Raw genomic sequence first — 22,609 nt, forward strand, 5'->3', positions numbered from 1 at the left:
CTCAAGTCACACACAAACAATCCCCTCATCGGATTTCGGCGACTGAATCGCCGCTCCTCAAAGCCCAACTGTGAATAAACCCTTATACAGAAGCAATCAAGTAGGTACAAGTAATGCAAGTAGACAAAGCGGTCATTCCCGCTGCTGGCTTTGGGACACGGTTTCTGCCTGTCACAAAGGCGCAACCGAAAGAGATGATGCCGGTACTCGATAAACCGACAATCCAGTACGTCGTTGAGGAGGCAGTTGAGGCAGGTATCGATGATATTCTCATTATTACTGGCCGCGGGAAACAGGCGATTGAGCGCCACTTCGATAAATCCTACGAGCTTGAGGAGGCCTTGGAAGCTGACAACAAACTCGACCGACTCGGTCGAGTTCGTGATATCGCAGACTTGGCTGACATCCACTACGTCCGCCAGAAGGAACGAGACGGATTGGGTGACGCAGTACGGTACGCACGCAAGCACGTTGGCGACGAACCGTTCGCGCTCCTGCTGGGCGATACCATCATCGAAAGCGCCACACCGTGTACGGAGACGCTCATCGATGCCGCCGAAGAACACGAAACCTCCGTGCTATCGCTGGAGCGTGTCCCTTGGGAAGACGTACCCGCGTACGGCGTGGCGGACGTTCAGGATGGAGCATCAACTACGCGGAGTTTCCCAGTTGATGACTTCGTCGAAAAACCCCCACAGGAGGAAGCACCCTCGAATCTCGCAATCACGGGCCGGTACGTGCTAACGCCAGAAATTTTCGACGCTCTGGAGCGCATCGAGAAGGGCGTCGGCGGCGAACTACAACTAACCGACGCCATCCGTGAGCTAGAGACAGTCCGCGGAGTCGAACTCAACGGCGACCGGTACGATATCGGGAACATCCCGAGTTGGCTGCAAGCGAATATCGAGATGGCGCTCCGGCACGACGACGGCGAAATGAACGCAGCGGTCGAAAAAATCCTTGAGGAGCAATTCAAATGAGCCGAATCCTCGTCACTGGTGCGGCTGGGTTCCTTGGCTCCTACCTAACTGACCACCTCCTCGCCGACGGTCATGAAGTCATCGGGATGGACAACCGTGTGAGCGGCCAGACTGAGAACCTCGACGACGCATTCGAACACCCTGATTTCTCGTTCTACGAACACGATGTCACCGAGTTCATCCACGTCTCTGAAGACCTTGACGCCGTTATGCACCTGGCAAGTCTCGCGTCCCCCGTCTTCTACCGCGAGAATCCAATAAAGACGCTGAAGGTCGGTGCACTCGGCACGCACAAGACTCTGGGGCTCGCAAAGGAAAAAGACGCCACGTACCTGTTCACGTCGACGAGCGAAGTGTATGGCGACCCCAAGGTCAACCCCCAGCCCGAGGACTACCGTGGGAACGTCGACCCATATGGGCCGCGGTCGTGCTACGATGAATCTAAGCGCTACGGTGAATCCCTCGTTCGGGCGTACCGCGACCAACACGGTCTCGACGTTCGGGTTGCTCGCATTTTCAATACGTACGGACCACGGATGCGATTAGATGACGGGCGCGTCATCCCGAACTTCGTCAAACAGGCGCTGACTGGCGAGGACCTGACTGTGTACGGCGATGGCGAGCAGACGCGGAGCTTCTGCTACGTCTCGGACATGATTGACGGGCTGGTTGCACTCCTCGAGTCCGACGTCCAGGAACCAGTCAACATCGGGAATCCTGATGAAAGAACGATCAACGAACTCGCGCGCGTCGTTCTCGACGCCACCGGTAGCGAAAGCGATATAACGTACGAGGAACTCCCGCCACAGGACCCACAGGTGCGTCGCCCGGACATCTCGAAGGCCCGTTCAGAGCTTGAGTGGGAACCAACGGTCTCACTGTCGGACGGCCTTCGAGAATCAATCCCGTATTTTGAACGCCAGCTGTAAACTGAACGAATCCGCCTTCTTACCAAGAGTCCAAACCGGTCGCACAAACCGCCCACTGCACCCGGCTCGTGCACGCGACGGACATCGCTCGTAATGAGTGTTTTACTTTGTGCGTAAAGACCGATACAATATTTATGCCAGTCCGACGCGAGTGTCCACAGTGTCATTCGGATGGGCCTTTTAGAAAAATAAATCAAAAGTGGGTCTGTGAGAAATGCCTCCTCAAAATAGTTAGTGAGCAACACGAACCGGAGATCTCGTCACCCCCAGCATAAGAGCCAGCCGGGAACTTGACACCGCACGTAGCGAGGAGCAGCCGAGACGAAAGCTGAACATGACACTTGGAGAATAACGATTCAGCTGGGGAGCATCAACAGAATTCCGCGACGGGCTCCGCGAGACGATTGCGTGGTACGAACAGCACCGAGACGAGGAACATGAGTGAGTGGGTACCGGACGAAGCGTGGGAAACAATCGTTCGGAACGTTCCGATTGTCTCCGTCGACTTGATTGTTCGAACGGAGAGTGGGATTGTGCTGGGAAAACGTCAGAATGAGCCCGCGAAAGGTGAGTGGTTCATCCCGGGTGGGCGCGTGCTCAAAAACGAAACGCGAACAGAAGCGGTCCATCGAATAGCGAAACATGAACTCGGTGTGGAGGTAGACGTGATTGAGTCACTCGGTGCGTTTGAGCATATCTACGACACAGCGGAAATCGAGGGAGTAGAGTCAAAGCATTATTTGGCGAACGGATACGTCGTTGACCCCAAGACCGAGCAGTTCCAACCAGATGATCAGCACGCTGATTTTCAGGTCTTCACCTCGCCGCCGGAGTCACTTCATCCGAATGTTACGGCGTACATTGAAGAGGCCAGTTCACTCGGTTGGGAATAAATAGTTCGAGGAGACGGAGGGTATCAGAACCCGCGCGATCTACATCACGGGTATAAACATCGTAAGTCCAGTTCTCTGAAAGGCCCCCGTTCGGGATGATTAGCAGTCAGCAGCGCCAGCGCGCAGAGTGCGTATTTGACGGAAGGTGTGTTCTACTAGCCAACAAGGTAGAATGCTACCCATCTTGAGGCAAACTCCATGCCCGAAACGCCGACTCGACCAAACAGTGCCGATGTGTCTGCGCTGTCAGAGCTGACTGCGTCCCGAGTTGCCCACCAACAATCACCTCAGCGACACCAAGCGTTGGAGACTGAATGGTCCTGAGCGTACATCCGATGCAGTACAACCGACGGCAGTACCAGTGCATCGAGATACCGTTGGACTGTCTGCTGGCTTTTGACTGTCCGCTCGGCAACACTGGTTATGATAATCCGTTGGGAAGCGCCGTCCAGTCGCAATTCACTTGCGAGTGACTGGCAGTACCGCGCCCAGTCGTAGGTACTCCACTCGCGGAGGATAATCGCAGACTCTGTCGCAGACAGCGCGCCCAGTACTGACTCGTGAACAACCACTGGCAGAGACCCCCAGTCAAGATCGGTCGCCACCTGGTAGCGCTGCCAGCCATCAGTGGCGTGAGACGCTGAGCTTGCACCATCGGGACGAACAATCAATGGCTGGCATAGCCCGTCCCGAGCAATCGACTGCTGCAACGCTTCGCTCGGGGGCACACGCCGAGGGTTGTGCTTCCAGTGAACTGACCGCTCAGTCGAGTACCTACGAGTATGCTGAGACGTTCGTCGACACTTCCTTTTTGAGCGTTGTCTAAAACAGACTGAGCCTATTCTCCCACACCCCACTGTGTCGAGTGTTCTTACAACACTCAAGCCACGAGGCTATTTCCACGCATACACCCCACCGTGTCGAATGTTCTTAGTTTGTTTTTTGAGTTTCTACTTCATTGGACGCATTCGACGCGGTGGTTTTATTATGTTGGGATACGCATGCAAAATCATCTGATGACAACCTTCACTCGCGATACAGAGATTTTCCGCGATGAGGATATGCTCCGTGAAGATTATCAGCCTGAGTCAATCACAGCCCGTGAAGAAGAATTGGAGAACTACACAAAGGCACTTCAGCCAGTTGTCAACGGTGCCCAACCACGGAATATTTTCTTGTATGGCAAGACAGGAGTCGGAAAGACAGCAGTCTCACGATTTCTTCTGGACCGACTCGAACAAGATATTGAACGGTACGACGATATTGATCTATCGGTATACTGGCTCAACTGTACGAACCTTTCCTCATCCTACCAAGTTGCGGTTAATCTCGTGAACACGATTCGCGCTCCTAGTGAGCAAATTAGCACGACCGGATATCCGCAACAGCGGGTCTTCGATATTTTGTACGATGAGCTCGATACCATTGGTGGGACAATCCTACTCGTTTTTGACGAGATCGATCAAATCGGCAACGACGATGAAATCCTCTATGAATTGCCTCGTGCTCGTTCAAACGACTATCTCGAATCCGCAAAACCAGGTGTGATTGGTATCAGCAACGATTTCGGATTCCGAGACGATCTCTCTCCGAAAGTTAAGGACACCCTCTGTGAAGAAGAGATCCACTTCTCGCCGTATAACGGCCCAGAACTCGAAGCAATTCTGCAAGAACGCGCCGATGGGGCGCTGTTTGAGGATGCGACTGAACAGGGAGTGATCCCGCTGTGTGCTGCGCTTGCTGCACAGGATACCGGGAGTGCACGGCAGGCATTGAACCTCCTGTATAACGCGGGCGAGTTGGCTAGGACGGAGGCCAAATCTGTAATCTCAGAAGCTCACGTCCACGATGCTCGTGACGAACTTGAACAGAGCCAAATTGAACATGGAATGCGGGAATTGACCCAGCATGGTCACCTCGCACTTGTAGCCACGCTCCATCTCGCACTTGAGGAAGATACGCCTGCACGAGTACGGGACATCTATCCCCGATATCGGACAATAGCCGACCGCTCGGAGATCGACCCGCTCGTGCGCCGTCGAATGCACGATCATTTAGCTGACCTTGCTATGCTCGGAATTCTTGACCGACAGTCCCGTAATGAAGGGCGAAGTGGTGGCCAGTACTACGAATATGAGTTCAGTGTTGATCTAAGGATTGTTCAAGAGGTCGTGGCTGATCTAGAAGGGGTTGTGCTCCCGGAACGTTTGCTGCGCCAATTATAGGGCTGTGTCGTGGGAAGAACATTCGACACGGTGGGGTGTGTATGTGCAGTCCTCAATACTTTATCGCGAGGGGGCGTAGAACACTCGACATGGTGGGGTGGGTGTCTTCCAACTGTTCTATATCAGCCCGTACCCCACGTGTACACGTTCGAGGTGTATCTATACTCTCTGCTACAATTGATCCACAACTTCCTGTAACGGCTCTCATGGGACAAGAACACTCGACACGGTGGGGTGTGTAATTAGCAACTGAAGTACTCTTTTCGAGAAGAAAGTCAGAAGATTATCTCGAAAGAGACCGCAGTTTTGGTTATCGCTCTTGGTATGAATTGACCACATCCCCCGGATGTGTATAGAAGCCTTTGTTCCCAAGCATCAGCACGGGTTTGTGGATGGGTCCTTTGACAGACACCAACTATTCCTCCTCACATACAGTTTCTCGAAGTTCATCAAGAAGATCAGGATGATGCGTTTCAAGAACATCGATGTCTGTGGTAAGCTCATCGGTAATCCGCGATCGAACTCGAGAGACTGCCTCGTACTTTCGTCGATCACCATGTTCCCCTGCAATGTGCTCCCGCTCTGTCTCAGTAATAAGCGCTCGTGATCGTGCCATGCCAAACACCTGTTCGTCCGTCATGGTAGCATTTACTAACTCGTTCTCTAATAGGGTTGTATTATGACGCAACATTGTAATATTCCACAACCCTTTATTGGTTGCAGCATTTACTAACTGTTAGAAGCATGGGCTGCCTGAGAGAATGAGGCCGGTGCTAGTACACCGACCCCGTGCTTCGCTGCCGAACCAACGAAGCATGCAATCATCGCATTTACCGGCACTTCAATCCGCCGGACAGACAGTTGTATCACAGCGAGCCAACTGCCGCCAACAGAGGTGGGTCTCGCATGGGAGATGAACAGGACGACCACACAGCTGACCCACCGCTGGACCCGAGCGGCATCGCCCAGTTTGTCGAACATGACCGCTGCCCGCGGTATCTGAAGCAGCATGTTGACCCGGGCGACGAAGCCACCGCTCGCAAGTGGCGCGAAGCATATGGCCTGATGAACATCGCCCTGTTGGGCACGGGCAAGGAGTTTGAAGCGACACAGATCGAGGCACTGGCCGCGAATGCAACAACGGTGATAAGCCCGGAGCTGGGCGACCGGTCACAGGATGCTGTGCCAGACATCACTGTCGACGAGACGTGGGCGGACTCGCCGAGGGGCCGAACCGCTCAACTCGCCGATGCTGTCGAACAGGCAGCCGCGCTTACCCCAACCGGCGATGAAGTGCCGTACATTCTTTTGTATCAGGTCCCGTTGGACGGCCACCTTGGCAACGAAGCTGTGTATGGTGACGCTGACTGCATTGCACTCGCGCCCGCGAGCGCACTTGCGGACACAACACATATCGATGACGCCACGGTCGTTGGACGAACAATTGATTGCAAGAGCGCGAGTGAGGAACAACCAGCCCACCGCGTCCAAGTGGCGGCGTACTGCGCCCTGCTGGAGCAGACTCTCGCCGAGGGACCCTGCGACATCAACTGCCACATCGAGGCAAGCGTCCTGACAGAGGCCGACGCGACCACAGACACCCCACAGTCACCGTTTGACCTGCCGACATTCCGCCGCTCGGAGTGGGAACTGTTCGTCACGCAACTGCTTGCCGAGGACGGCCCCGTCGAGGAGGCACTGGCTGACGACTTAGAAGACCTGCCGTTCGCCCTTGACCAAGTCTGTAACAACTGCGCATACCGGGAAGCCTGCGCGACGCGTGCCGTTGAGAACTCCCGAAACACACAGAGTCTCGCCTTGCTGGGACTGAACGCGAGCACACAGCGAACCCTTCAGGACGCGGGGCTCACGAGTCTCCATGACATCGCCACACTGGCGCCGCCCAACCGAAAGACGACGCCGATGGATGACCCGCCACAACTCGATATCGACGCAGACCTGCGGCGCACACTCGAAGAATCACTCCCGTATCCGATTCACGAACTCGTGCTCCGTGCACAGGCTCTGTACGGCGAAATCGAACCCGACTATCCGGAATATCGATTCCCACCAGCGATCCCCGGCAACGACTGGGTCCCGCTGCCAGACGACCGCTGTGCTGGCTGGGGCAATATCGACGGTGCCGACCCAGGAGAGTTGATCCACGTTGCACTGTTCGTCCGACCGGATTCGGCGATCAACCGACTCGGGGCGCTTGGCGCGTGTATTACTGCTGACGACTACAAAGAGTACATCACAATTGGCGAAGTCATTGATGCGGTCCCCGACGATGACAGCCTCGCCACCGACGTTGAAGCGGACCTCTTCGAGCGGTTCTTGACACAACTGTTCAACGCGATCAAAGAAGTCGCAACAGCACTCGGCGAACCCGAACAGGCGGTGCTTCACTGCTACACGTACAGCGAGCATGAACTGGATGTCCTGACCGAGGCACTCGACCGACACAGCGATTCACTCACTCGCGCTCGCGCGCTGCGTGCGCTGTGTAGTCTCGATGAAGACGGCCACACCGAGATCGACCAGTCGATGGTGACGCCCGTCCAGCCGGTCATCAACGACCATTTCGCGCTGCAATCGCCGTCGCAGGGCCTGTTGAGTGTCGTCGATCAGTTCGACGCCAGCTGGACCATCGACACGTTCGACCCGCCGGATGCACGGCCTGACGACCCACCGATTCGAGACATCTTCAGCGAGCAATTCCTTACCGATGCGGCCCCGTACCTCAGAGACGACCCCGGCATTCGCCTGCATCTGGGCCGTGGGCCCCTCGGCGAGGGGCCGGCCGCCGACGTTGTCGAGGCCGACCAGCCTGATCCTGATGGCTGGTATCGCATCCGCAAGCGCAGTGGCGGTCAGTTCCCCTTGGAGTACCTCTGGGCGGCCGTCCCGAAACGACCTGACGACGACCAGCCGCGACTCCACCCCGTTGTTGTTGAACAGTGGGCCGTTGAAGACGAGCATCGGGACCTGTACCGGCAAGAAATCAACCGCTTCTACGGCCGGACCGGCGAAGGCAACGAACGCCTGCAGCGCCGAGACGTGACGACGCTTGTCGAACGGCTCAGCTACAGTCTGCAGCGCCTCGTCGAGGCGATTCCCTACAAGAACGCCTACCAGCCGAAAGAACCACTCGACGTGACAGAACTGGCGGCATTCGAGCCACCTGTGTCAGGCCTGCCCGCAGCGGCGCGAGATTATCTCCGGATGGAGTTCGGTGCCAGCCGTGACGCAACACTCGCCCAGTACCGGTCATCATTACGCGAGCGCGCTCGCAGCGGGCGGTCGATGCCGGTTCGCTGTACCGACTACACACTCGCAGACGACGGGACGCTCACCATCACCGCCGACCTCGCCTACGAGGACCTGTTCGACGACCCAGCCACGGCCACACAGGTCGCACAGCAGGCTCGCCTCCGGAGTGCTGACGGGACGAGCGGTGGCAGTTGGCGAGTACTGACCCGCCTCACCCAGCGCACCACTGATCCGGACTGTGAGCGGTCTCCTGTCCAGCCGGACCTCGAACCGACCGTTGACGACCCAGAAGACACGAAACACTCGCCGCCAGTGTTCGTCGATCAGCTCGATGTTGATGCGGGAGAGATTGTCCTGACAATACTGCCACACCGGTTTCGCCGCCACGGCAGCCGCTTTCGCGTCGACCACTGTGGCTGGCAGTGCCCGGAGGGAAGTAATCTCACCGACCCCGACCAGCCACCGAGCGAGCGGGATGGCTACGTCGCCGAGCGTCCGCCGGTCTGGATCGACACCGACGAGGTGTATATGCTCGATCCGATGGTCGATGATTTCGGCGCCCCCAAGGCAGACCGCGCACTGCGGCCCGAGACAATCCAGCACAACCCGCTCTGGCAGCAACTCCAGGTGCTCCAAGAGAGCGGTGATCAGCGACAAACAACGCCTGTCGCTGCGCCAGCCGAAATCGAGCGGTTCTGCAGGCAGATGGCCGCGAGCGAGGCTTGTCTCACGCCCAACGATGCGCAACAGCGGTTCATCGAGGCTGTCGATCGTCCGCTCGTGCCCTTACAGGGTCCGCCCGGAACGGGCAAGACAAATGGCGCAACCGCACCGGCGCTGCTCGCCAGAGCGTATGCACACGCACAGCAGGACGAACCGTTCACTGGCATCGTCATCGCGCCCTCTCACGACGCCGTCGATGTCGTCCTCAGTGGCGTTGTCGATTGCCTGGACAACTGGCGGGAAAATGCCTCAGGACTGACCGACCTCAGCCTCGTTCGCGTCACGCCAACGCCACCGCCAGCCGAGACAATGCGAGCAGATGCTGACGCCACACAGGTTGCAGTCACGTACGCGGCCTATCACAGCGACGGCGGTGCGGAGACCCTCAGTGATATGGCCCGTGCGCTGACTGGGGAGAAAGCAGACCCGACACAGCGACTGCTCTTCGCAACGCCGGCAACGCTGTATCGCGTGCTGGGAATCGTCGCCGAGACGTGTTCGGCAATCGACGGCACGTCTGCCCCGGCCGCAATGCGCTATGCACCCGGGCTGGCCGATGTCGTCTGCATCGACGAAGCCAGTATGCTTGACCTGCCACGGCTGTTTCTCGCCACGAGCGCGCTCACACCCGCTGGCCAGACCCTCCTCGTTGGTGACCACCGCCAGCTGGCGACGGTGTCCGAGGTGGACTGGACAGACACACGCCGAAAACCCGTCACGGAGACCGGCGCATATCGCTCAGCACTCGAATACGTCCGAGACCTCGCCACGAGACTGGACAACCAGTCCACACCGGACGATGGGTCAGAACAACACCGACGCTCACAGTTTGGCGATGACGCTGCAGGTGAGAGCCGATGACTGACGACACCTCGGCCGACTCGGCCGAATCAATTCGCTTGGAGCAACTCACCGAGTCCTACCGGTTCGACGAGGAACTTGCCCGCCTGCTCACGCAGTTTCAGTATCAGGCAGACGGCATCCAGTTGACGGCTGCCGAGTCACGGCCGCTGCCAGCACAGCGCGTTGCCCCGATCACAGTCGGGCAAGCAACCGTGTTTGGCGCTGATTCGTCGCTGGTCTTTCTCTGTTATGACGACCGTGAACACACAATGGTCAATCCAATCGAAACCACGCTAGTCGACGCACTTGCCCGGGCCGTCGCCGAGCGGACGGCCCCTCGCCCAGATGGTGGTAGCGGCAGGCCCCTCGGCGAGGGACCGCCATCAGCGCCCACCGCGACAGAGTCACAGCCAGCCAACCAGCCAGAGACACATTCCGAGTCACTGAGCATGGGGGTCGTGACGCCACACAACGCCCAGCGCGGGGCCCTTGCGTCTGAGTTGCCCGCGGGCGTCACAGCGAACACGGTCGAGAAGTACCAAGGCGGTGAACGCGACGTGATTGCTGTCTCCGCAACAGTCTCAGACCCACAGTTTGCCCGGACAGAAGAGCAGTTCATCCTCAATCCACGGCGGCTACTCGTTGCCATCTCCCGGTCACGCCTGCTAACCGTCGTCGTCTGTAGTACCGCGCTGTTCGAGGTCGCGCCCCAGGACAGCGAGCGCCTCGATGACGGGCCGATCTGGGCGCGGCTGTTCACGCAGGCTGTCGGCAAAGATCTGGAGCCAGCCTGGACAGGCACACTCGGTGCGTTTGTCGCTGACAAGACCGGCGACCACGCAGACGTGCCAGTGCAGGTGTATCCAAGCACAGTAGGTAGAGGTGATCGGTCATGAAGCCAGTGGAAACGGACGGTGGCCTCCAAGTTGACGGTGATGAAAATGCCACTGATGAGCACGCTGTCGTGGCGCCACTGGAACAACTGTTCGCCGGGCTTTGCGTGGGGATGCCGACGCTAACTGTCCAGTGTTGTGCCTGCGGGACCGAGTTGGGCGAAGGCGAGACAGTTTCCGTGTACGCCTATCGAACCGTCGAAACACCGCGGTGGCATCTCGCTCGGTGTCGGTGCACAGACTGTGCGCTTGACGAGGTCGCAACGCCAACGCTTGGCGCGACTGAAGCCCGTGTCGGTGCGCGGTTAGCCACCGTCTCGGATGTGGGTACCCAACAGTACCGGTTGTGTCTCGCCGAACCAACGATCGCAGCAGTGTCTTCACCGTCGGACGGCACGCCACCGTGAGCAGGCTATGACGAGTGAGACAGCACAGCAGCACAGTTATATTCCAGCACACCAAAACATAACTTATGCCCATGGATATTACCGAATTTGAAGCGCTTGATGCAGACGAAGACAAAACAACCGCCGAGTGCATCATTGAATTCTTACTTGCAAACCAAGACCAAGCGTTCACGCGCGGTGAGATTGCATCGGCAATTGACCGTGACCCAAACACTGTCGGCTCAAATCTGAGCCGCCTCAAAGACCGTGGATTGGTTCGTCACAGGCGTCAGCACTGGGCCCTCACAGACGATCTTGAACTGCTTGAGCGTGAACTCCGTCATTCACAGTATCTCACGACAGTGACTGAGACATTCGGACCTCTCATTACGAGTGCTGAAGAAGCCAGCGCGTGGAGTGATGCACAGCCCGATCGGCCCCATCCCAGTGAAACAAATGATGACACCACTGATGATGAGCCCATCACACAGAACTAATGCTTGAACGCAACGGCCGTGCATATGAGGTCGGCGATGTTGTGTGGACTGTCGATCCGTTCAAACTCGGACACGACAGATCCCGTTTGTTTGCGATCATTTGTACACGGACTCACCCATTCGAGGGAGAGCAATTCATCGGGGTGACAGTCACAACAACAGACCATCTCGTTGCACATCCCTTGGAGGACCATCACTGGGACATCGGCGGAACACCAGAACAGTCGTACATCCTTCCACTGTCAATTCACACGCCACGGGCCGATAATATTCAAGCCCCGACAGAGTACGATGCGATTACGGACCCGTGGCAAGGCCGACTCACTGACAAATTTGTCAAAAGCGTCATTGATGAACTGATTTGGACAATTCGTAAGTACGAGTGACTTGGTTACCAAGTTCCACTTCGTCCCGAGCTGTCAAATTACAATTTCCTGCTGACTGTTGTTGTCTGTAGTACCGCGCTGTTCGAGGTGGCACCGCAAGACAGCGAGCGACTCGATGACGGTCCAATCTGGGCGCGGCTGTTCACGCAGGCTGTCGGGAAAGATCCCGAGCCAGTGTGGACAGGGTCACTCGGCGCGTTTGTCGCTGACGAGATCGGCGACCACGCGGACGTGCCAGTGCAGGTGTATCCGAGCGACATCGACGCTGACAGAGGTGATCGGTCATGAAGCCAGTGGAAACAGACGGCGGTCTGCAGGTCGATGCTGGGGAAAACACACCGAGCGAGCACGCGGTCGTTGCGCCACTCAAACAACTTTTTACTGGGCTTCGTGTTGGCTTACCCTCACTCACCGTTCGATGTTGTGGGTGCGGAACTGAGTTGGGCGAAGGCGATACCGTCTCTATGTACGCCTATCGAACCGTCGAAACGCCGCGGTGGCATCTCGCTCGGTGTCGGTGCCCCGAGTGCGCGCTGGAGGCGGTGGAGACACCGACGCTTGGCGCGACGGAAGCCCGTGTCAGTGCGCGGTTATCCACCGCCTCAGATGTAGAGACACAATAGCACCGGTTGTGCCTCGTTGAGCCAACAGTCCTCGCGGTGTCTTCACCATCTGATGGGTACCCTCCCGGAGACTAAATACGATGCCCACCATAGTGATTCGTATGAGCACGCAGTCGGATCACTCCGATATCAATATAGACATTGATGCGATTATTGCGACACTTGAGGAGTATCCGGTTCGATACGCGGTTCTGTATGGATCACACGCAGATGGCGTTGCGACGAGTGAGAGTGATGTTGATATTGCCGTTGCGTTCCCAGAGGCGTTTTCGGAGTCAGAGCGACTTGACTGTCGCATCGAACTTGTTGTCGATCTGATGGAGACACTTGGAACAAATGACGTTGACCTCGCGGATCTCGATGCAATTCAGCCTGAGGTAGGCCTGCAAGCGATTGAGACAGGATACTCTCTTCTTGGGGAGGAAGCGACACGACAGGAATATCAAAAACAATTCAAGCGTGAAGTTTCGACGCCCGACTCACACGAAGAACGGATGCGCGACTTCGATTCACTCCTTCGCCGGCTTGAAGACACCGTATGACAGTGCCATCTGATATCGAGGCACGGATCCTCGACAAAGCGGAATACGTTGAGGAGGCACTCACAGTTCTTGCCGAAAAACAATCCATAGATCGAGAGGTCTATCAAAACAGTCGAGAACAGCAGGCAATCGTTTAGCGGGAATTCCAAACAGCAATTGAAGCCTGCATTGATATTGCCGGGCTGGTGCTCCGTGCATTGGATGCGACAATGCCAGCGACGTACGCAGAGCGGTTTTCGGTACTTGAACAACAGGACGTTCTCTCCTCGGACACGAGTGACCGGATGCGCAAAGCTGCTGGATTTCGAAACATCCTCGTCCATCGGTATGGTGACACCATCGAGAATGAGACAGTATATGAGCACCTCCAGACCGAACTGGAGTGGCTTATTCGGTATCTCCGCGAGATTCGAGATCTGTTGGATGAGTCTGCAGAGCCCTGCTGACAGAGAATCTTCCGGGCTCCAATCTGTGTTCACGGCTGTTGACTGTCGTCGTCTGCAGTACGGCACTGTTTGAGCTCGCTCCCGAAGACAGTGACCGACTCGACGGCGGCCCGATCTGGGCACGGCTGTTCACCCAAGCCATCGGGCGCGAGCCTGACTCGGCGTGGGCGGGGCCCCTCGGCGAGTTCGTTGGTGATAGGCTGCCGACCGTGCGGATGTGCCGGTACAGGTGTATCCGAGCGACATCAATATTGACAGGGGTGGTCGGTGATGGAGTCAGTTGAGACAGATGGTGGTCTCTAGATCAACGGCGATGAGACTTCCACTGGTGAGTACGCCGTTGTCGCGGCACTCGAACAGCTGTTCACCGGGCTTCGTGTGGGGTTGCCGACACTGACTGTCCAGTGTTGTGCCTGCAGGACTGAGTTGGGCGAAGGCGACACAGTCTCCGTGTACGCCTACCGGACCGTCGAAACACCACGCTGGCACCTCGCTCGCTGCGGTGCCCGGACTGTGCGCTCAATGAGATTAAAACGCCGACGCTTGGTACAACTGAGGCACATGTTACTGCACGGCTGGCTGTCATCTCGGATATGAAGACACAATAGCATCGACTGTGTCTCGCTGAGCCAACGATCACAGCGGTGTCTTCGCCGCAGGAGAGTCGGCCGCCATGAGGCCGAATTTGTCTCAGTACAAACCTTTGTAACAGTCCACGGCCTACGATTATGTATGAGTGATACGGACGACAAAATTACCGAACTGGGACAGCATGCCCTCCGTACTGCACGGGTGGAGGGACTCCGCCGGCAGATGGACGAATTTATTCAGTTACACGACTCCGAGCAAGATCTCAAAGACCTCCGTGCTGGCGTCGATTCGATGAGTGAACTTGTCAACGACTGACGATATGCAGTCTCACGAAGATGCTTTTGACTTCGCGGCACAGGCTGGGGTGCTCTCTCAGTTAACGAAGAACGAACTGGTCGAAATCTGGCAGAGTCACCGTAATCTGACGTACTATCAGTAGGAGCGTCCAACCGCCGAGGAAGCCGCAGCGATATTGGAGTATGCAGAGTAGAGTGTATGCACGAACACATTCCAACGTTTGCCGGATAGGCCCATGACTGTATCTGCTGACGGAGCATCTGCTGGGTTCCAATTCGCGGTCAGCTATACAATTATCATCTGTAGTGTAGTACTGTTTGAGGTCGCTCCCGAAGTCAGTGACTGGCCTGACGATGGGCCCGTCTGGGCGCGCTGTCCACGCAGGCTGTCGGGCGTGAGTCGGACCCCTCAGCGAATTCATTGTGATGAGACCACCGAGCGCACAGACGTGCCAGTGCAGGTGTACCCAAGCGACACCGATACTAATGGCGGTGATCAGTGACGGAGCAAGTCGAAACGGACGGTGGTTTCCAGATCATCGGTGATGAAAATGTCACTGGAGAGTAGGTTCAATCACAGAAAGGCCGTCGTCTGCCCGCTGCCTGTGACGATCAACACCAACAAGGGTTCTACGGAAGTGTGGTAGAGATATCGTTCGGTGGTATGGGGTTATTATTAGAGAGTTACATTATTACTCGATGTGCATGTTCCGGATGGCTGCTTCGAGATTATCTATCTCGTCTTGCAGCGTCGAAATCGTCTGTAAATCTGTTATCCCAGGCTCAGTAATATTCGTCTTTGAGACCGGAGTATCCGCTGGAATTGTTGTTCCGCCGTAATTGATTTCCCCGCTTGCGCCGAGTTCTGCCAGTGACTTAGTTAAACCAGCTGCGGTTCGTTCGTCGGACTGCGTCCCGCCTCTCCCTACCGGAATAACCCAATGTGCGCCATCAGGATCAATCGCACACATTTTCTTATAGGTAGCGATGAGTGAGTCCTTTCTATCATTATTTAGGCGCTCCGCTTCCCACGCATCTACTATGTCTTCCTCACCGTCAAGCACAGCAACATCGATATTTTTCTGTTTGGTTTCCCCATCTATTGAAAGTTCAATCGGATAGTATGTTTCGACACGACGGTCCTCACGGTCTTTGTACTTGAGGCGCTCCCGCAGCTCAATTAGGCTGACCATCAGCTGATGCTGAAGTGTCTCATTTAGCTCACCAATATTCCGACCGTATTCATAGCCTTTATTAAATGATTCATTAATCTCGTTCCGTCCAGCCTTTTTTATAGTGTAGAGAATACGTGGATGTGTATCCTCCGTTATATATCCTTCTTCCTTCAGCATTGTAATATCCTCATTATCGAGATCAAATGCATCTCGAATCTTTGTGCCAGAGTCAAGCATCGGCGAGTACTCGAAATACGGATCCACCTCCCCAGTTTGGACAAGATATAATATCTTCAGGAAGAGGAGATGGTCTTCATCTAATGACGAGGCAGCAATCTCATCTAAACTGAGTTTAAGATGTGGTCGGCGAATCCGCCTAATTTGTTCTCGATCCACCTGAGCCAGCGAACTACAGCATTCAACTGCTCGTTTCAAGCCCTGATTCGTACACGCCGTCTGAGTGGTGTTAGCTTGATTTTCTCCCTTACACTGGACACACTCGTAACATTGCAAATCGGCGTCATAGTCGACAGTCGGTGGCAATCCGGTTCGCCGAGGGATATGTCTCGTCGACTGTCGTTCATTGGCTGCAGTTTCCTGTAATGCATCGCCGATCGGCTGCGTTGTGCTCTTGTCTAAGCTCGGCAATTCAATTGTATGTACTTCTCTAAGTATCTCAGTAAGAGTAGCTAAATAGCTACCTGGCAGTGTTATCTCATCAACTGCCGGCGTGGCAGCAGTTGCTGATGTTTTTAGCATCGGTAGGATAGTTGGCTCATCAATTGTATCGGTTGAATTGAGTCGAACAACATTCGTTGCAGGTTGTGATGATGTGAGCTCACTTGCGTGTACGCCTTCTTGTTCAGGGAGGGTAGTCGTCTTGAGGATTTGGACAGACTGTCCAGTGGCGTCAGCGGTCGTCGCATCGACAGCATCCACGATCTGATCGGTCGTCTGGTCGTTGGCTTTTGCACGATCGGCATAGGTAATGAGTTCGAGACCAAGGCCAGTGGATTGGGTCGCCTGCAGAGCGCGGATAAGCAGGTCTTCATTTGTGTTTTCTTCGGCAACGATGGTCGGCAGGCCAACAATCACATGTCCATGAAGAAGTTGGTTAGACGGTGTTTCCGCATCATCAAGTGACTGTGCCGCGTTACTGAGCTCATAGAGTAGTTTTGATGCGTCCGCGACTGTATCTTCAACGCGGTCAAAGGTGAATAAATATACCGCTCTTTCACCAGTGAATAATTCACGGCCCCATTCTCGAAGTACTTGTCCATCTGATGCTGATAGCCACTTTCTAAGCACGCTAACTTTGATGTGTTCTAATGATGACGCTGCGTCGGACTCTGAGGACGCTCCTAACTGATAATAACACCACGCACAGAATTTGGCAACCAGTTTATCGCGGCAGAAAATAACAGTCGGCTTGCCGCTATCGAATGCAGATTTTAATGCAGAGAGAAGAGCCCTGTAGACGCCATCAGTTGGTGATTTTGCCACGCGCAGCACCGAAGTTGCGGGGTTAGGAAGCCCCAGTGATGTGACTGTATCGAAACTGTGAGACGCGCCAACGCTTGGCTCGTACCCCAATTGATGCCCATTAGTAAGCAACTGTTGGATCAGCGATGACGAGTACTGTTCAAGTCCGCTTGCAGTTCCGCCGATCCCCTTCCTCAACGCTAGATCTCGCGGCACTGGAAGAAATCCCACGGCGTACCGCGGAGACACGGTAAACGGTTCATTTCGAGGATGGGCTAACTGTTTGATGAGCGCTTCGACAGACAGCGGCTGTTCGTTGGACGATCCAGACGGACGGGAGCAATCAATGCCAGACCACGGGAATTCCGCTAATTTGTATGAGTGTGCACAGTGCTGATTGATCTGTTTTTCAATCGAGTGTGCAAGCGCATCTATAGACTGGTCCCGTTGCTGCGACTGGTTTGAGGAACTACTTAAAAGACGAATTTCCATATCGTAAGGTCCATCACCTCTAATTTCTGATTGGGCAGAAAGCAGGATCTGAAGAGCCCACGGACTTGGTAGGTCATCCATTGCAGTAATGAGAGCCGCAAGCTCTTCCCCGACCACAACTTCACGAGTTACACTATCACTGACTTGTCTGTTACCCTCTCCGTCTGAGTCGTCAGCCGGAACCAATGATCTGATCGTTGCTTTGTTGACACGGAGGCCGCTTGGAAGAACCTCAGACAGCTCATGAGCGGCATAGCCCTCCATCGCCGTATAATCAAACAGTTTCCGCACCTCTCTTTCGGGTGCTTGTTCAACAGTTGGATTCTTCGGTAACTGGTATGATATATAATACTCAAGACCAGCGTTAGCCGACTGCGTCACAAGCAACTCAAGATCAACTGGCTTGATTTTCTCTCTGACGAGTTTGAGATCGTGCGGCTTTCTAATTACTTTTAACAACGACTTTATTCCTTGAACCGGGTCCTCTATATCACCCAATAACTTGACTGGCACGGTGCGAAACAATCCTCGGTCAAAAAGACGTTTAGGATCTTGTCCAGGCATCATCCTCACCTTGAAGCTGCAGCGCTCCGCGGTCCTCATCAACAGTCCATCTTGGATTAGTTGCGTCCCGCATCTGTTTCATTGTTTTAACATCCGTAATTCCGGGTTCGTCTAACTGATAGTCCTGGATCCGGACATTGTCGCTGTACCCTGCTTTACAATCAATCACTGAATCATCATCTGCTGCTGACAGCGTTGAGAGTAACGCTGTTGCATCAGCCTGACGCCAGACACACCACAGTGCTGTGTCCGAGACTTCCGAAACCAGTGTCTGATACTTCACGGCCGTTTCAATCCCGTCGTAACCGGTCAGATAATCGAACGACAACGCATCAACAGAGTTATTATCTTCCGGCACCGTTCCAAGATCGACAACCGGCGGCCACACAACAGCACCAGTTGTGATATTGCCGTCAGGGCCGATGACAGCAACATCCAATGGTGATTGACTTGGCATTGATGATATTGTCGCCGCGACATCGCACATCACATTGGTTTCTACGTCATAGCCAGATTTGGCGTCATACTTTGTTTTGAGGGACAGCCAGACCGCTCGCTGTAGACATCGTTCAAACAGCGATGGCAGATCCTGAAGCGCACTTTTATCCACCCCGAGTGCGTTCAGTCCCTTCGTCGTCAGCGAGTACACTTTCTGAGGGGCTCGCATCCGCACAATATAGCCAGCGTCTGCGAGCTCGGTTTCAGTTTGTGAATCAATACCCACATCCTTCCGGAGTTTCACGCAACTGTCAACAAGTGGGTCGTACTCTAAACTGCAGTCTAACTCACCGCGCTGCGCTAAGTAGATCATTGATAGGAATTCGAGTTCTTTTGCTGTTAACTCACCCTCAGCGGGGTCTACCTGGGTTGAACCGAGTTCCACGTCTGGCGTACAGCGGAGTACGTCACGGTCGATCTCGGCAAGTGACTGGCAACACGTAACTGCAGACATCAACCCAGTGAGCGAACGTTCATATACCGATGCATCGATACCCGTCGTTGCGCGACACTGCTCGCAAACGTAGCCGGCTTGCCCGGCATCATACACAACTGCGAGATCATCTGGCCGCCGGATTGCATGTCTGGTCGTTATGCCTGCGGTGGCCGGCTGATCATCGGTCCCGGATGCTTCCCCGCCTGCTGTCTGGGGCCCGTCATCAGTCTCCGCAGACGCGGTCGGCACAGACAACACTGACTTGAGTTGATCATATCTCTGTGGTGGTACTTTGATGTTATACGTCACGTCCTGCATCGTCTTCGAGCGATACACCGGCCCGACGATTGGTGCGCTGTCGAATCTTAAATTATCTTTAACCCCAATCCACGGTCCGTCAGCTGAACGGTTCTGCTTTGGAAAAAACGTCTCGATGAAGTAATCTTGCGGCTGTTCACCTGTGTACTGTTGGCATAACTGCGCGACGGCTCCGTCAGTACTCACAAGAGCGAGGTCAGAGCGATTTACAAGCTTGGCAGCTGTATGACAGCTTTGCGTTGCTTCGCTGGAGTCCGATAAGTTCCGGGAAGATCCGTCACCGGCACGGTCAGCAGGCGCAGTCTGCACAGTCAGATAGGTTGTACCTGATTTGGCCGCCGCTATCGCGGCAGCAGCGACACCGCTCATGGGTTGATCGCCCGATAACACTGGTAGTTCAGCAAAAATCGCATCTACTGTCGCCCCCTGTATCCCGTCAGTCTTCTCGCGTCGTACTGCCTGCAGGTCCTCATAGAGTGCAGGATCAGTTGGCCACCCCGACTCACCTGGAATATCGACAAGGTACACGTCAGATTCATTGGCCAACCATGATTTCAATACCGCACGTCGCTGCGCTTGTTCACAGCCACACAGCCGCTCCAACTCAGCACTGCCAAGATACGTAATATCAAATTCTGCCGCTGAGTTAATCAACGAACAGTAAATCCTGCCAAAGTACTCAAGCAGTTCCGTGTTGCTGGCTACAACGAATGTTGGTGAATTAAGCGATAGATGCGATTGCAGCGACTCCTGTGCTGTACGCAAGGCTTCGCGGCGCGAGGCATTGATTTTCAGCACGATCCCTGGGTCAGATAGACCAACCGGGGCCATCGTCCCGTTGATGGCTGAGAGTTCCATCCGCCCAACCGATAGTGTCGGCGATAGCAGGTCCCGGATCTCTTCAGGTGCAGCCCTCGTCAGCGATGAGTTCACGTTACCAACGCCGTGTTCCAGCGATGAGACTATCTGTGGCGGGAACAACACCCCCCTGCTATAGCTATCCGGTGCACCAAACGCTGTATCAGGATTTATTTGTTTGTTGACTAGACGGTTGAGCATCTCAGACCGATTTGTACGGGTCCCTTCCGAGTCAACCGGGAGGTTTTGGTCCGTCCGGAGCCGTGTGTCTTTAGGTGGCTGTCCGACCTCCGGTTTGACTGTCCCCGCATCCAGCGATATGACTTTCGTTTGGATCGCACAGCGAATATTGAGGCGTAAACAGGACTCATCTTGGTGCATTGAGTGAATATTAGGGTCGCTTGAATACGGCTGTGACAGCAGTTGAAGCGCCCATGGCTGGTCTGTCGCATCCAGCCAGCGGATGAGTTTGGCCGTGTTTTCCCCCACGCTCAGTGGTGAATCGGTAAACGCTGGAACGACCGTTTTAAATGCCGCGGGTGGCCAGCAACAAAATACATCAACCCCTGCTGCGGAGTCCGTCCCGAATGGGAGTGCCGGCCGATCGACTTTCGTGAGCTGGTACTGGTCATCAAACCAATTAATGAGTTGTCTTCGTTTGTCGTCTGGGAGTTGGCGCAGCGACGAGTCCAGTGTCACCGTGTACGTCAGATCACCTCTTCCGTCGCTGGTGACTAACAACTCTGTTTGCGATCTCAACGACCCCGGCCTCCACGGCTGAGCAAACAAATCAATAACTGACCGACAATCGCCGTCTTGTCCTGTTTGTGACTCTCCTCTAAGCGCGAGATTACCCCTAGCACGTGCCGGCTCTACCTCGAAAACAATATCACCGTCTCGATTCTTCACCAAACTGGCTCACCCCCGTGTACTGAGAGACCACTTTGCCACAGCCTGACCGCTACGTCTTGTTGGGATTCACGCTGTTCCGTTCGGCGGCTGGGTCGCAGCAGATTAATCGGTCTCCGACCAATCATGGGCACCTCTTTCCGGTTTGTATATAAAGGTCTCCGGATTTTTTTCAGACCCTGCTTCTGACACGAAGAGCCGCAATGGCGGCTCATTCGCCATGATTGTGGCGAAACCGACGGTCATCCTTACTTCGCTTAGGCCAAACCAGTAAATATCACTAGGCTATGATAAAAAAGCGAACAGTTCGACAACCGCTGATGCCCCTATGCCTTTGAATCACAGAGGATACGACAGCCAATATGATAAAAACCAATATAAGTGGTGGCGAACAAAGCTCCGTATCCAAAGACTCGGATTCACCCGCGTCTAAGAACACTTGCATTCTAGACTGACACTGAGCCGGTGGCCAGCAAGCAACCAGCACCGCCAAGTACAACTTCTTCGATAAATCCAAAAGAATGTTAAGCTATTCAGTGCCTCCTCACCCAACAGTGACAGAACACGGTTCCGGTGGTTATAGAGCCGCTGAGTATAGATTTCTCACATAACAACCATTCCACAATGAGTTTCCACACCCAAATTTCACAACAAAACCCAGCCAAAAACCGGTCACACTCGTAACCCGCCACATAGCGGGGAGAAACCGCCCCAAAACCAGCGGAAAACAAATTCCACAACCCCGGTCAATCTCCGGAATACTATGTATTCATCAGCTAGTGTCTTTGATGCTGTGCGTAAGAGAATGAATCTGTGCCAAGCACAGCTGAGTGAAACGACTTAGTCACAGTAGCCGGACTCCCGAGTCCCTGTCGTCACGAGACAATCAGACGCACAATGAAATCCACACATCACACGGTGAGAGGTTTGCACCTTAGGATTCGTTGAAACGCGGAACGCTCCAGTAGGACATCGATTTCTGCTATCTAATCAACAACGAGTGCAGTGAACAACAAACTCAATGGTAAACAGATTGAAATCGGATATTGATAATGACTCCAGTTTTGAGTTGACTCCAACTTTAATGAAACATAAGGCGTACGCGATTAGTTGGTGCTCACCTGCTGGTACGGTCCATAAATACCGGTCCGTCGCAGTGCCGCCACTGATAGGAGCTATTGATAGTGCTGTCTGGAGTGATGTGGCAGGCCAGAAACTCCTGAGAGCAAGAGTAGTCTGAAGCAGTAACAAACACGCGACATCTTACTTGTAGTGAGGGTAGGCACCCGCCCGACAGATATCGTGGATTCAAGCACGCCACGAAATGGATTATATAACCGATAGCGACGAC

13 protein-coding genes and 1 pseudogene are annotated in these 22,609 nt (G+C 54.7%); 11 read left to right on the forward strand and 3 right to left on the reverse strand.

Going from position 1 to position 22,609, the window contains the following annotated elements; translation table 11 throughout:
- The first annotated feature begins 113 nt into the window (after positions 1 to 113).
- The 4 genes from galU (at position 114) to GRX03_RS02300 (ending at position 5,027) form a co-directional block, all read left to right on the forward strand.
- Entirely contained in the window at positions 114 to 980 is an 867-nt protein-coding gene (gene galU, locus GRX03_RS02280) for a UTP--glucose-1-phosphate uridylyltransferase GalU (protein WP_159762563.1), read from the forward strand.
- On the forward strand, positions 977 to 1,909 hold the full coding sequence (locus GRX03_RS02285; protein WP_159762564.1) for a UDP-glucuronic acid decarboxylase family protein: 933 nt from the start codon (positions 977 to 979) through the stop codon (positions 1,907 to 1,909). The genes galU and GRX03_RS02285 overlap by 4 nt, the downstream gene beginning before the upstream one ends.
- A gap of 437 nt (positions 1,910 to 2,346) precedes the next feature.
- A complete protein-coding gene (locus GRX03_RS02290) occupies positions 2,347 to 2,802 on the forward strand; it encodes a GDP-mannose mannosyl hydrolase (RefSeq protein WP_159762565.1) in 456 nt (151 codons plus the stop codon).
- A 1,016-nt stretch (positions 2,803 to 3,818) separates the two neighbouring features.
- Positions 3,819 to 5,027 (forward strand): orc1/cdc6 family replication initiation protein, encoded by a 1,209-nt coding sequence (locus tag GRX03_RS02300; protein WP_159762567.1) that lies wholly within the window; start codon positions 3,819 to 3,821, stop codon positions 5,025 to 5,027.
- Positions 5,028 to 5,442: 415 nt separating this feature from the next.
- Here the strand turns inward: GRX03_RS02300 and GRX03_RS02305 are convergent, their stop codons facing one another.
- Positions 5,443 to 5,643, reverse strand: a complete 201-nt coding sequence (locus GRX03_RS02305; protein ID WP_159763168.1) for a hypothetical protein — start codon at positions 5,641 to 5,643, stop codon at positions 5,443 to 5,445.
- 290 nt (positions 5,644 to 5,933) lie between these two features.
- On the opposite strand from GRX03_RS02305, the gene GRX03_RS02310 reads away from it, so the two are divergent.
- The 7 genes and pseudogenes from GRX03_RS02310 to GRX03_RS02340 all read left to right on the forward strand — a co-directional run bounded on the left by GRX03_RS02310 (position 5,934) and on the right by GRX03_RS02340 (position 14,545).
- On the forward strand, positions 5,934 to 9,884 hold the full coding sequence (locus GRX03_RS02310; RefSeq protein WP_159762568.1) for an AAA domain-containing protein: 3,951 nt from the start codon (positions 5,934 to 5,936) through the stop codon (positions 9,882 to 9,884).
- Positions 9,881 to 10,762 (forward strand): AAA domain-containing protein, encoded by an 882-nt coding sequence (locus GRX03_RS02315; protein WP_159762569.1) that lies wholly within the window; start codon positions 9,881 to 9,883, stop codon positions 10,760 to 10,762. The genes GRX03_RS02310 and GRX03_RS02315 overlap by 4 nt, the downstream gene beginning before the upstream one ends.
- A gap of 475 nt (positions 10,763 to 11,237) precedes the next feature.
- Positions 11,238 to 11,642: a winged helix-turn-helix domain-containing protein gene (locus tag GRX03_RS02320; RefSeq protein ID WP_159762570.1), complete on the forward strand. Its 405-nt coding sequence runs from the start codon at positions 11,238 to 11,240 to the stop codon at positions 11,640 to 11,642.
- 473 nt (positions 11,643 to 12,115) lie between these two features.
- The gene (locus GRX03_RS02325; protein ID WP_159762571.1) at positions 12,116 to 12,316 is read left to right on the forward strand and encodes a hypothetical protein; all 201 of its coding nucleotides are present in this window, start codon (positions 12,116 to 12,118) and stop codon (positions 12,314 to 12,316) included.
- A gap of 436 nt (positions 12,317 to 12,752) precedes the next feature.
- Positions 12,753 to 13,193, forward strand: coding sequence for a type VII toxin-antitoxin system MntA family adenylyltransferase antitoxin (gene mntA, locus GRX03_RS02330; protein WP_159762572.1), 441 nt, complete (start codon positions 12,753 to 12,755; stop codon positions 13,191 to 13,193).
- Between the two features lie 149 nt (positions 13,194 to 13,342).
- Positions 13,343 to 13,639: pseudogene (gene hepT / locus GRX03_RS02335) on the forward strand (type VII toxin-antitoxin system HepT family RNase toxin); the annotation flags it as partial.
- A gap of 732 nt (positions 13,640 to 14,371) precedes the next feature.
- Positions 14,372 to 14,545, forward strand: a complete 174-nt coding sequence (locus GRX03_RS02340) for a hypothetical protein (RefSeq protein ID WP_159762573.1) — start codon at positions 14,372 to 14,374, stop codon at positions 14,543 to 14,545.
- A 673-nt stretch (positions 14,546 to 15,218) separates the two neighbouring features.
- Here GRX03_RS02340 and GRX03_RS02345 read toward each other — a convergent pair.
- Together GRX03_RS02345 and GRX03_RS02350 are read right to left on the reverse strand one after the other, a co-directional pair.
- A complete protein-coding gene (locus tag GRX03_RS02345; protein WP_159762574.1) occupies positions 15,219 to 18,239 on the reverse strand; it encodes a hypothetical protein in 3,021 nt (1,006 codons plus the stop codon).
- A complete protein-coding gene (locus GRX03_RS02350; RefSeq protein ID WP_159762575.1) occupies positions 18,220 to 21,048 on the reverse strand; it encodes a hypothetical protein in 2,829 nt (942 codons plus the stop codon). Before GRX03_RS02350 ends, GRX03_RS02345 begins: the two co-directional genes overlap by 20 nt.
- Positions 21,049 to 22,609: the final 1,561 nt, after the last annotated feature.

It is taken from the genome of Halovenus carboxidivorans, from assembly GCF_009831575.1.
GTDB lineage: Archaea > Halobacteriota > Halobacteria > Halobacteriales > Haloarculaceae > Halovenus > Halovenus carboxidivorans.

What these genes read in the sequence shown, in the direction of transcription:
- GRX03_RS02345 (WP_159762574.1), bottom strand. Translation starts at nt 18,239, where the DNA reads ATGCCTGGACAAGATCCTAAACGTCTTTTTGACCGAGGATTGTTTCGC.
- mntA (WP_159762572.1), top strand. Translation starts at nt 12,753, where the DNA reads ATGAGCACGCAGTCGGATCACTCCGATATCAATATAGACATTGATGCG.
- GRX03_RS02320 (WP_159762570.1), top strand. Translation starts at nt 11,238, where the DNA reads ATGGATATTACCGAATTTGAAGCGCTTGATGCAGACGAAGACAAAACA.
- GRX03_RS02300 (WP_159762567.1), top strand. Translation starts at nt 3,819, where the DNA reads ATGACAACCTTCACTCGCGATACAGAGATTTTCCGCGATGAGGATATG.
- GRX03_RS02315 (WP_159762569.1), top strand. Translation starts at nt 9,881, where the DNA reads ATGACTGACGACACCTCGGCCGACTCGGCCGAATCAATTCGCTTGGAG.
- GRX03_RS02285 (WP_159762564.1), top strand. Translation starts at nt 977, where the DNA reads ATGAGCCGAATCCTCGTCACTGGTGCGGCTGGGTTCCTTGGCTCCTAC.
- GRX03_RS02310 (WP_159762568.1), top strand. Translation starts at nt 5,934, where the DNA reads ATGGGAGATGAACAGGACGACCACACAGCTGACCCACCGCTGGACCCG.
- GRX03_RS02305 (WP_159763168.1), bottom strand. Translation starts at nt 5,643, where the DNA reads ATGGCACGATCACGAGCGCTTATTACTGAGACAGAGCGGGAGCACATT.
- GRX03_RS02340 (WP_159762573.1), top strand. Translation starts at nt 14,372, where the DNA reads ATGAGTGATACGGACGACAAAATTACCGAACTGGGACAGCATGCCCTC.
- GRX03_RS02290 (WP_159762565.1), top strand. Translation starts at nt 2,347, where the DNA reads ATGAGTGAGTGGGTACCGGACGAAGCGTGGGAAACAATCGTTCGGAAC.
- galU (WP_159762563.1), top strand. Translation starts at nt 114, where the DNA reads ATGCAAGTAGACAAAGCGGTCATTCCCGCTGCTGGCTTTGGGACACGG.